This window comes from Ochrobactrum sp. PL_is501, from assembly GCF_055816895.1.
Genome location: NZ_JBVPGR010000026.1, coordinates 114,578 through 125,483, shown reverse-complemented (window position 1 = coordinate 125,483; position 10,906 = coordinate 114,578). Strand labels below are relative to the sequence as shown.

Here is a 10,906-nt window from a genome sequence, read left to right as displayed (position 1 = left end):
GCCTTTTCCTGTTCCAGCGCGTTGACCAGCTCGACCGTTGAGAAGAACCGAACCCGTTTGTGGTGATGCTCGATGGCCTGAACACCTATCGCGGTAGCAATATGTGCCTTGCCCGTGCCGGGGCCACCGACCAGAACGATGGTGTTTGCGTCGTCCAGGAAGTCGCAGCGATGAAGCTGCTGCACGAGCGCCTCGTTGATCTCGCTACTGGCGAAGTCGAAGTCATTCAGATCACGATAGGCAGGGAAGCGTGCCGTCTTGAGCTCGTAGGCAGTCGAGCGAACTTCACGTTCCGCGGTCTCTGCTTTCAAAAGCTGCGACAGGATCGGAATGGCGGCCTCGAACGCCGGCGATCCTTGCTCGGTTAGTTCGCCGACGGCTTGTGCCATTCCATGCATCTTCAGTTGCCGCAGCATGATGACGATCGCACCGCTTGCTGGATTATGACACATGGCGGGCCTCCGTCTTTCTCAGGGCATCGTATCGTTCAACATTGGCCTTGGCTCGTTGACGAGCGTCAGGGCTTGCGGCACATCGATGGTCGGCGGCGTGAAGGATTTGCCATCGACAAGGCGATGCAGCAGGTTCAGCACATGCGTCTTGGTCGGAACACCGGACTTCAGCGCCATGTCGACCGCCGACAGGACGGCCTGTTCATCGTGTTGAAGGACGAGCGCCAGGATATCGACCATCTCCCGGTCGCCGCCCGACTTCCTGAGTAAGTACTGCTGCAAGGACCGGAATGCATCTGGAAGTTCGACGAACGGTGCACCGTTGCGAAGCCCACCTGGCTTACGCTGCACCACGGCCAGATAGTGCCGCCAGTCGTAGATCGTCTGTCCTGGCCTGTCGTGGGAGCGATCAATGACACGACGATGCTCGCAAATGATCTGTCCTTCTGCGGCGGCCACAACACGGTCTGGGTAAACCCTTAGGCTTACCGACCGATTGGTGAAGGACGCCGGGACGCTGTAGCGATTGCGCTCCAGATGCACGAGGCAGGTCGGAGAGACACGCTTGGTGTATTCTACAAACCCATCGAACGGCCGGGTAATGGGCATGAGCGCGGGAGCTTCTTCCGCCCAGATGTCGGCAATGGTGCCACGCATCTGACCGTGCGGGGTCTGTGCCCAGAACTCCTTGCAGCGTTGCTCGAGCCAGTCGTTCAGGGCTTCCAGCGATGGAAAGCGCGGAACGGGCTGAAAGAACCGATGACGCGCATCCTGAACATTCTTCTCGACTTGTCCACCCGGCCCTCCGCTTGGGCTCCGGGCGTTCATCGGGAAAACAGTCCACTGGACTGTTTTCTGATCCTCTTCACCCCAGCCTGAAGCCGGATTGCAAAACTCAGGCTCGAACAGGTAGTGGCTGGCCATCGCCTGGAAGCGCACGTTGACGTCACGCTCTTTCCCGCGGCCGATCTTGTCGATCGCGGTGCGCATGTTGTCGTAGATGCCGCGTCCCGGGATGCCGCCGAATACGCGGAATGCATGATTGTGGGTATCAAACAGCATCTCGTGTGTCTGTAGCAGATAGGCCCCAACGATGAAGGCCCGGCTGTAGCTCAGCTTCGTGTGTGCCACCTGCAGCTTGGTGCGTTCATTGCCGATGATCGCCCAGTTCTCCGACCAGTCGAACTGGAAGGCTTCGCCGGGATCGAACGCCAGAGGCACATATGTCCCGCGGCCCGTCGTCTGCAACTCTCTCTGGCGATCATCACGCCATTCCGCGCAAATGCCGCAACCCGATTGTAGGAGCCCTCGTAGCCAAGGCTCATCAGGTCAGCATGCAATTGCTTCATCGTCCGCTTCTGTTTGCGGTTCTTCTTGGATTGCGTCTTCAGCCAGGCAGACAACCGATCAGCAAAAGGATCGAGCTTGCTCGGCCGCTCCGGGACCTTGAACTTCGGCTTTCCACCGTCCAGGCGCAGGTATTTGCGAATGGTATTCCGGGATAGGCCTGTCCTGCGGCAAATCTCTCGGATCGATAAATGGTCTCGAAAATGCCAGCGTCGGATCACGCTCAATAACGCCATGTCGATCACTCCATAGCCCTCGCTGAAAACATGCGAGGGAAGGTTGGAACATGGGTCAATTCTTAATGGAAATATCAGGCCACGCCGGGGCAGTTCTCAGTGGCAATCAACACTTCGCACGCCGGAAACAACAAACTTCACACCACTCAATTCTCGACGTGTCAGCTTGCGCAGGAATTCCGTCCAGATCGGCTGGGATTCCGATATGCCAACTTCCATTTCAAGGATCTCGGGTCGACCACCGCTGTTACGCCTACAGCGATGATAACAGCAACAAAACGATATGACCGTCGTGCCGGATTTTCAGATAGGTCGCATCCACAGCCAGATCATGGATTGTTGACGAGACCTATCTCAAGCTTCATGCAATGGATATTTATACCGGGCGGTCATCGCGGTGCCCCTTGACTTCATCCTGTTCGAACGCTGCAATCTGCCTCAGCACGGCCTTTTTTTTCAAGAGCGCTGTGTCAACCAATGGCATTCCCGAGAGAACTGCCATGGACAAGAACGGAGCAAGTCTGACTGGTTTACAGGCTATGAACACAACCCTAAAATTTGTCGCGAATTTCCTGCAGTTTCTATTTTTTCGAAACTGTTTCACCAGAATCAACGCCATCCCTGTTTCAATACTTGCTTGAGGCTCCAGTATTGATAAGCATTTTTGCCGCAGTTGCCGCCAACCGTGAAGAGAACTATTATTTAAATGAGGGTGGGGGATGTATAATGGCGAGAGTTCCTGTTATTGCCAGTTATGTATTGCAAGGGGTGCCAGAATTTATTCGGAGCCACATTGGGGAAAAGGCTTTGCAACGCGCTAACCGTGTTGCGGGCTTCGACGCCGAGATAATCGAAGAAAGAAGCTGCTTCGTTCCCCAGAAATCGGTAGTAAAATTCGTAGATGCTGCGGCCAGGGCAGCAGGCGATACCGACCTCGGGGTTTTATTTGTTCCGGACATGAATGTGGCCACCTACGGTGCCTTTGGGCGATATGTGCTGGGCGCCGATACGCTCGGACAGGCCATCGATCGCGCGATTGCGGCGCTGCCATATCACAGCACTTATGACACACTGTCCGCCACGGCCCATGCCGACGAGGTGCGATTTACATATAAATTCGCGCTCGCTGGCGCTCCGGGCTATCATGTCGTGGCATGCGCTGCCGCTGGCGAATTGATGAGCGTCGTGAAGGCGTATCTGTCACAGTACTGGCGACCATCGCGCGTCGAACTGGATATCGAGAAACCGTCTCAGTCCTCACTTTATGAGGACGTGTTCCAATGTCCGGTTCTATTCAATACGCCTGCGGTGTCAGTCGTGCTGTCGCGGCACAGCATGGCGGCCGCCTGTATCCAGGCAGCACGCCCCCTCATTACCATACAGGATGTCGCACGTGATCAATCGGGTGGTGCTCCGCAAAAGATGTTAGATGTCATTCAGGAGCAGATCCGGGTCCACCTCCATATGGGTGACGTGTCGATCGATAAGGTTGCGCAATCCATGGATATCAGTGTGCGGACCCTGCAACGGGAACTTCACTTTGCCGGCACGGAATTTCGCAGCCTGACGGGAATGATGAGGATCAAGCGAGCAACGGAGTTGCTCCAAGAGCGTGGGCTGTCGCTCACCCTTATCTCGGAAGATCTGGGCTATGCGTCGCCGACAGGATTTTCACGCGCTTTTCGCAATGTGACCGGGCTAAGCCCGCGTGAATATCGCATGAGGGTGCGAAGCTAGCTGGAATGCATTCTGCTGGCCAGTTTCGATATTATTATCGGTACTATTAATTGGACTTCTCCCGCCGATTGGCGCGAAAGGATAAGATTTAAACCGAACGTCATAGAACAATGCAGGGCTTATTCAATGTTGACGCAGACTTTCGAGGAAAGCAGAATTGATTGCCCAGCCGTCCCAGGTATCGCCATCGGGCCGAACCGCTCTTTGAGATTCACACATGGACACTCCATCCACAGCCAGCCATTTTGCGGAAGTCATACAGACCTCCCTTTCGCCCGTTTTTCTCCTGGCTGGGACCGCCGGCTTTGTAAACATTTATGTTGGTCGCCTCGCAAAGCTCTCGGATCGGTTAAATGAAATCATTGAAAAAGCTGAGGAGAATACGGCGGCGGTACAGGTGCAGCTCGCCTACCTGCGCCGTCGCGTGTTTGCATTGGAGATAGCGGCGTTTTTCGGTGCGGCGGCGGGTATTTGTACGGGGGCAGCGGTCCTCAACCTGTTGGCGGGGACGCTCGCGATAGGTATCCGGCAGGAAAATCTTTTCTGGTTTTTTGGTGGCGCCGTTGTTTTTCTCATGCTCTCGCTGGCCGCGTTTTTATTCGAACTGGCTGTAGCGGGTCGTAATATGCTGCGACAGATGCGCAAAGCGTATCGGCCGAGCAAATTCGATTGATACCTAGGGCTCGCGTTTTCCCAAATCAGTTGGCGCGAAATGATAAGTCCCGCAATCATATTTACCCTAAGATTTTAGCAAAGCGCGATAGGCGCTCGATTGCCGAGGGTATCAAGAAGGGGAAAACGTGGGGAGGAGTTCGGCTAGCATCGCCGCTCGCGAAGCTGAGCGTGCGGATATGATTTTCATCCAAGGCGGGACTTTTCTTATGGGGTCCGACAGGCACTACCCAGAAGAAGCTCCTGCACACCGTGTCACCGTCGACGGTTTCCTTATGGACAGGACGCCTGTGACAAATGCCGCGTTTACTGAATTCGTCACGGCGACCGGCTACCGCACCTGCGCAGAATACCCGCCAGATCCGAAGGATTATCCCGGCATTCTTCCAGACATGCTTTATGCCGGCTCGCTGGTGTTTCAGCAGCCGAAAGACACTGTCGACCTGAACGACTGGACCCAGTGGTGGACGTTCCGCGAAGGAGCCTGCTGGCACAAACCTTACGGTACGGGAAGCGACATTGTTGGCCTGGGCGACCATCCCGTAGTCCATATCACCTATCGCGATGCGCTTGCCTACGCGCGATGGAAGGGAAAGGACCTTCCGACGGAGGCCGAATGGGAGTTTGCCGCCCGTGGCGGACTGGAGGGTGCCGACTATGCCTGGGGCGCGGAATTCACCCCCAGCGGACGTCATATGGCGAACACGTGGCAGGGCATTTTCCCGACGCTAAACAGTGCTGAGGACGGTTATCCGCGCACATCGCCAGTGCTGGCCTTCCCCTGCAACGGATACGGTCTCCACGACATGATCGGCAATGTCTGGGAATGGACGTCGGACTGGTATACCGACCGACATGAGGCCGATGCCGCAAAACCCTGCTGCATTCCCAAAAACCCGCGCGGCGGTATCGAGAGCCTGAGCTACGATCCATGCCAGCCCGAAATCAGGATACCGCGCAAAGTGCTGAAAGGCGGTTCGCATCTGTGCGCCCCAAATTACTGCCGCCGGTACCGCCCCGCGGCAAGGCATGCCGAGGCGATAGATACCTCGACCTCTCACGTCGGGTTCAGATGTGTTATCAGATCAGGAGGAATGAATGAAAATCCTTAAAAGGCTAAAGGCGGGATGGCTGGGGGGTAGCACTGCGGTTTTGCTACTGGCAACGCCGTCGCTGGCGCAGGAGTCACTTCCTTTCCCGGCGACACCCTCCGGAAGCAAGGCGGGGCCGACAATTGCCGATTCCACCTATAAGCCACTGCCCAAACAGTCTCATCTTCCAGCCAACGCACCGAATATCATTATCATCATGCTTGACGATGTCGGTCCAGCGCTTCCCGGCACTTTCGGTGGGGTGATTACGACGCCGACCCTCAGCCGGCTCGCCGAGGAAGGCGTTGCGTATAATCGCTTCCACAATGCCGCGATGTGTTCGCCTACGCGTGCAGCTCTGTTGACGGGGCGTAATCATCATCGCGTCGGCAACGGCCAGATCGCCGAACTTGCGAATGATTGGGATGGCTATACTGGGCGGATACCCCGCACCTCTGCGACTGTCGCCAAGGTCTTAGGTAGCTACGGATACGCTACGGGCGCTTTCGGCAAATGGCACAATACACCCGCCAACGAAACGACCGCAGTCGGCCCCTATACTGACTGGCCGGCTGGCGAGGGCATCGGATTCGACTATTTTTACGGCTTTCTCGCGGGGGAAACCTCGCAATGGGAACCCGCTGTCGTTGAGAATACTGTGCGTATAGACCCGTCGCACGGCAAGGAGGGCTATCATTTCACCGAAGATATGACGGACAAGGCAGTTTCGTGGATGAAACAGGTCCGCGCACTAACTCCGGACCGCCCCTTTCTGATGTATTGGGCTCCCGGCGCCTCGCATGGACCACATCATATTTTCAAGGACTGGGCGGACAAATATAAAGGCAAGTTTGACGATGGTTGGGACGCCATGCGCGAGCGGGTCTTCGCCCAGCAGAAAAATCTTGGCTGGATACCGCAGGACACCCAGCTTACGCCGCGCCCTGAAACGCTTGCCGGATGGAAGGATATTCCAGACGACGAGAAACCGTTCCAACGCCGTTTGATGGAGGTTTTCGCCGGCTTCACCGAACATGCAGATACGCAAGCCGGGCGTCTCATAGAAACGCTCGACGAACTGGGTATTCGCGACAACACCCTCATCTTCTATGTCTGGGGAGACAACGGATCAAGCGCTGAGGGTCAGAACGGCACGATCAGCGAATTGCTGGCACAAAACGGCATCGCCAGCGAGATCAAGGATCACATCCGTACCATGGACGAGCTGGGTGGGATGGATGTTCTCGGTTCGCCGAAAGCCGATAACATGTATCATGCCGGCTGGGCCTGGGCCGGGTCTACGCCGCATCGCTCGACCAAGCTGGTCGCGGCGCATTTCGGCGGAACGCGGACGCCGCTGGTCATATCATGGCCCGGCAAGATCAAGCCCGACAAGACCCCGCGCGCGCAGTTCCACCATGTCAACGATATCGTACCGACTATCTACGACATTCTTGACATTCAGCCGCCCAAGCTCGTCGACGGCATTAGCCAAGACCCTCTCGACGGGGTCAGCATGGCCTATAGTTTCGACGCGCCGCAGGCTCCTGGGCAGAAAAAGGCACAGTATTTCGAGATCATGGGCAGTCGGGCCATCTATGAAGATGAGTGGATCGCCTCTGTTTTCGGTCCGCGCACACCGTGGACGCCGGGCCTTGATCCCGCCATCTTCAAATGGAGCCCGACGAACGACAAGTGGGAGCTTCACGATCTGAAGACCGATTATTCGCAGGCTAAGGATGTCGCGGCGGATCATCCCGACAAGGTGAAGCAACTCACGCAATCCTTCCAGACGCAGGCCGAAGCCAACAAGGTGTTCCCGGTTGGCGGCGGGCTCTGGTCCGCCGTCTTCCATCCTGAGGACGCGCCATCCAATCCGGCGACCGAGTTTCATTATACGCAGGACGTCATCGGCGTGCCGGAGTTTGCGGCACCGAAAATCGGCGCACGCAGCAATCTGGTGAAGGTGGAAGTGGAGCTGAAACCGGATTCCGAAGGCGTGCTTTACGCGCTCGGCGCGTTTTCGGGCGGCGTATCGCTATGGGTGGAAAACGGCAAGCTTTCTTACGAGTATAATCTCTTTGAAATCGAGCGGACGCTGCTTGAAACCTCACAGCCGCTGCCGACCGGCAAGGTCGACATCGAGGTCGAAACGCGCAGGGCGGGCACTAACCATGACGCCCCTCTCGATGTCACCATCCGCGTCAACGGAAGCGAGGTCGTCAAAGGCCGGGTGCCCCGTTCAGCTCCCCTCACCTTTACCGCCAACGACTCTTTCGATGTCGGCAGGGATAGCTATTCGCCGGTCTCTCTTGCCTATTTCGACCGCAAGCCCTTCGCCTTCAACGGAAAGATACCGCGCCTGAAGGTCGAATATCTGAAGTGAGCCCGTCCCGCGCACAGGGGTATCGGGAAAAACGGGAGCGGCGGGTTCACTCGCCGCTCCCGACTGGACTGCCAGGGATCATGAAATGACGGATCAATCAATGTGGCGTCTTCACGAACGTGCCGGATCATGGCGATTTTCAGGATGGGCAATAGCCGTGAGCGTTCTGCTTTTGCAGGCCTGCGCAACCCGTCCGACGGGTGTACTTGAACCGGTCGCAGCCGATCCATCCGCTTCCCGCGTCGAAATGCTGGTCACGACCACCCGCGAACGGGCGAAAAAGCCGGGCGTGATGTTCACGGGCGAGCGCGCCAGCCCGTCATTCGCGGAGATCACGGTTTCCATCCCCCCGAATGCCTCTCGCAAGGCTGGCGAGGTCGCGTGGCCGCGCAAGCTTCCGCCCGATCCCGCGCACGATTTCGCTACCTTGAAAGCTGCCGAAATCGATCGCGGTTCAGCAGAGAAATGGCTGCACGCGCGTGTCCGCAAGAGCCCGGACGGCAGCGTCCTGGTCTTTATTCACGGGTTCAACAATCAATTTGAAGACGCGGTTTTCCGTTTCGCGCAGATCGTCCATGATTCTGGCGCGCGCAGCGTGCCGGTGCTGGCGACATGGCCCTCGCGTGGCAGCTTGCTGGCCTATGGTTACGATCGTGAAAGCACCAACTATACGCGCAACGCGGTGGAAGACCTGTTCCAGTATCTGGCGCGCGATCCGCAGGTCAAGGAGGTTTCAATCCTCGCCCACTCGATGGGCAACTGGCTCGCACTGGAAGCCCTACGCCAGATGGCCATTCGTAACGGCCATCTCCCGGCAAAGTTCAGAAACGTCATGCTCGCGGCGCCCGATGTGGACGTAGATGTTTTCGGTTCGCAGATTGCCGATATGGGTCGGCAAAGACCACGCTTTACGCTGTTCGTCTCCCGTGACGACCGCGCGCTCGCCGTTTCCCGGCGTGTCTGGGGCAATGTCTCCCGCCTGGGCGCCATCGATCCAGAACAGTCCCCTTACAAAGAGGAACTGGCGACCAACGGGGTCACGGTTATCGACCTGACCAAGATCAAGGCCGGGGACGGTCTACATCACGCAAAATTCGCGGAATCGCCGCAGATCGTACAGCTCATCGGCAACCGGCTATCATCCGGCCAGACCTTGACCGACAACCGCCTCGGACTGGGCGGCCACATCTTGACGGCGTCCGTCGGGGCCTCGCACACCGTTGGAACCGCCGCTGGCCTCATCGTCGCCGCGCCGGCTGCAATCGTGGAGCAGAACTCGCGGCAGAACTATGCCGACCATGTCGAGGCGTTGGTCAGCGTGCCCGCTGGTTCGGGGAACGCTGAATGCGGAAGGACCGGCCCGACGAAACAGGGCAATTGCGGCCGATAGGCCGACGAACGTGATAACCCGCAGCCCGGAAAGACAAACAAGAGACATCGCAGCGGCGATGCAACAGGAGTGACCATGAAACCACCTGGTTCGCGGTTTGGCCGTCATCGCGGCCAGACGACGACCGACTGCGGATGGATCTTCTCCTTCTCCCCTTATTTCTGGGCGACTGGCCTGTCGGGCGAGGCTGCCCAGTTCGGGCTGCCGAGCGTGTATGTCGATGCGAGTTTCGACGATATTTTCGACAATCTCGAATTCGGCGCCATGGCGATGGGTGAAGCCCGGAAGGGACCTTTCAGCCTCTTGGCCGATATTATGTATACGAAGATATCCGGGCGGGGCGACATGCGCCATTCTTGCCAACGGTGTCGATCTAACGATGCAGACCTTTGCCGGCCTGGTCCGATCTGCGCGATGGTCGCAGCATTTCGTTTCCTTCTAAATAAATATTAAAAACTAACTGGTTGGTAATAACGGCCAAAAACGTTTGGGATTCTTTCCTGAATGCGTTAGCGTTTCCTCAGTTCCGTGGGAGGACGGCATGAATGCAGCGGGAAGTAATCTGCAAAAACTTCCCGCTTAGTTGTCGTGTTTGCGCCATGGCAAGATTATTGGAGTGAGGAGGCAATATGCAGATCTTTAATCGGAAAACGGCAGTTTCGCTGGCGACCGCGTTGGGCCTTGTCTTGGGCGCTGCCCAAGCAAAGGCCGAGGAATTTGTAAATATTCTGACTGGCGGCACCAGCGGCGTCTACTATCCGCTCGGCGTTGCCATGGAGAAAATTTATTCGGGTATTCCAGACGTACGTCCGTCGGTTCAGGCGACGAAGGCATCCATTGAAAATATCAATCTCATCAATAGCGGGCGCGGCGAAGTGGCATTCACGCTCGGCGATTCCCTACGCGATGCCTATGAAGGCAATGAAGCTGCTGGCTTCAAGAAGAAACTCACCAATCTGAATACCCTTGCGGCAATCTACCCGAACTATGTTCAGATAGTCGCCTCCAAGGAGTCCGGCATCAAGACATTGGCCGATCTCAAGGGAAAGCGCCTTTCTGTCGGCGCTCCGAAATCGGGCACCGAACTGAATGCACGCACCATTCTGGAAGCTTCCGGGCTATCCTATGACGATCTGGGCAAGATCGAATATCTGCCCTTTGCAGAATCTGTCGAACTCATGAAGAATCGCCAGCTGGATGCAACCCTGCAATCCTCAGGGCTTGGCGTTGCCTCGCTCCGCGATCTTGCCAACTCTGTGGATATCAACGTTGTGGAAGTTCCGGCAGATGTCATCGAAAAGATCGGCGCGCCTTATCAGGTCAACACGATCCCGGCCAATACCTATAGCGGACAGGACAAGGATGTCGTGACGGCCTCCGTGATCAATTACCTGATCGTCCGGCCGGATCTCGACGAAGAACTCGTCTACCAGATGACCAAGGGGCTCTTCGAAAATCTCGACCAGCTTGCGGCTGCCCATGCTTCGGCAAAGGCGATCAAGCTCGACAAAAGCACGATTGTGTCGCCAGTTCCGGTTCATCCGGGCGCGCTGCGTTACTACAAGGAAAAAGGCATCGAATAGACTGGCGGCAAC

8 protein-coding genes and 2 pseudogenes are annotated in these 10,906 nt (G+C 56.8%); 7 read left to right on the top strand and 3 right to left on the bottom strand.

What is annotated here, in order from left to right:
- The 3 genes and pseudogenes from AC0TOF_RS03240 to AC0TOF_RS03230 all read right to left on the bottom strand — a co-directional run.
- The coding region (locus AC0TOF_RS03240) for an ATP-binding protein (RefSeq protein WP_473767203.1) at positions 1 to 452 on the bottom strand (452 nt) is incomplete at its 3' end.
- Positions 442 to 2,035, bottom strand: a pseudogene (gene istA, locus AC0TOF_RS03235) (IS21 family transposase). The pseudogene istA and the gene AC0TOF_RS03240, both read right to left, overlap by 11 nt.
- Positions 2,036 to 2,158: 123 nt before the next feature.
- A pseudogene (locus AC0TOF_RS03230) lies at positions 2,159 to 2,363 on the bottom strand (transposase); the annotation flags it as partial.
- Between the two features lie 323 nt (positions 2,364 to 2,686).
- Between AC0TOF_RS03230 and AC0TOF_RS03225 the strand changes: the two are divergent.
- The 7 genes from AC0TOF_RS03225 to AC0TOF_RS03195 all read left to right on the top strand — a co-directional run bounded on the left by AC0TOF_RS03225 (position 2,687) and on the right by AC0TOF_RS03195 (position 10,894).
- Complete coding sequence (locus AC0TOF_RS03225) at positions 2,687 to 3,772, top strand: AraC family transcriptional regulator (protein WP_473767202.1); 1,086 nt, start codon at positions 2,687 to 2,689, stop codon at positions 3,770 to 3,772.
- Between the two features lie 217 nt (positions 3,773 to 3,989).
- Entirely contained in the window at positions 3,990 to 4,445 is a 456-nt protein-coding gene (locus AC0TOF_RS03220; protein ID WP_473767201.1) for a DUF2721 domain-containing protein, read from the top strand.
- Between the two features lie 178 nt (positions 4,446 to 4,623).
- Positions 4,624 to 5,556, top strand: a complete 933-nt coding sequence (locus AC0TOF_RS03215; RefSeq protein ID WP_473767200.1) for a formylglycine-generating enzyme family protein — start codon at positions 4,624 to 4,626, stop codon at positions 5,554 to 5,556.
- Positions 5,543 to 7,921 carry an arylsulfatase gene (locus tag AC0TOF_RS03210; RefSeq protein ID WP_473767199.1) on the top strand — a complete coding sequence of 793 codons (2,379 nt, stop codon included), beginning with the start codon at positions 5,543 to 5,545 and terminating at the stop codon, positions 7,919 to 7,921. The genes AC0TOF_RS03215 and AC0TOF_RS03210 overlap by 14 nt, the downstream gene beginning before the upstream one ends.
- 100 nt (positions 7,922 to 8,021) lie before the next feature.
- Positions 8,022 to 9,311 (top strand): alpha/beta hydrolase, encoded by a 1,290-nt coding sequence (locus AC0TOF_RS03205; protein ID WP_473767212.1) that lies wholly within the window; start codon positions 8,022 to 8,024, stop codon positions 9,309 to 9,311.
- A 75-nt stretch (positions 9,312 to 9,386) separates the two neighbouring features.
- On the top strand, positions 9,387 to 9,764 hold the full coding sequence (locus AC0TOF_RS03200; RefSeq protein ID WP_473767198.1) for a hypothetical protein: 378 nt from the start codon (positions 9,387 to 9,389) through the stop codon (positions 9,762 to 9,764).
- Between the two features lie 176 nt (positions 9,765 to 9,940).
- The gene (locus AC0TOF_RS03195; RefSeq protein WP_122002093.1) at positions 9,941 to 10,894 is read left to right on the top strand and encodes a TAXI family TRAP transporter solute-binding subunit; all 954 of its coding nucleotides are present in this window, start codon (positions 9,941 to 9,943) and stop codon (positions 10,892 to 10,894) included.
- Positions 10,895 to 10,906: the final 12 nt, after the last annotated feature.

Coding starts and splice junctions, on each gene's coding strand:
- AC0TOF_RS03195 (WP_122002093.1), top strand. CDS start 9,941: ATGCAGATCTTTAATCGGAAAACGGCAGTTTCGCTGGCGACCGCGTTG.
- AC0TOF_RS03205 (WP_473767212.1), top strand. CDS start 8,022: ATGTGGCGTCTTCACGAACGTGCCGGATCATGGCGATTTTCAGGATGG.
- AC0TOF_RS03220 (WP_473767201.1), top strand. CDS start 3,990: ATGGACACTCCATCCACAGCCAGCCATTTTGCGGAAGTCATACAGACC.
- AC0TOF_RS03200 (WP_473767198.1), top strand. CDS start 9,387: ATGAAACCACCTGGTTCGCGGTTTGGCCGTCATCGCGGCCAGACGACG.
- AC0TOF_RS03210 (WP_473767199.1), top strand. CDS start 5,543: ATGAAAATCCTTAAAAGGCTAAAGGCGGGATGGCTGGGGGGTAGCACT.
- AC0TOF_RS03215 (WP_473767200.1), top strand. CDS start 4,624: ATGATTTTCATCCAAGGCGGGACTTTTCTTATGGGGTCCGACAGGCAC.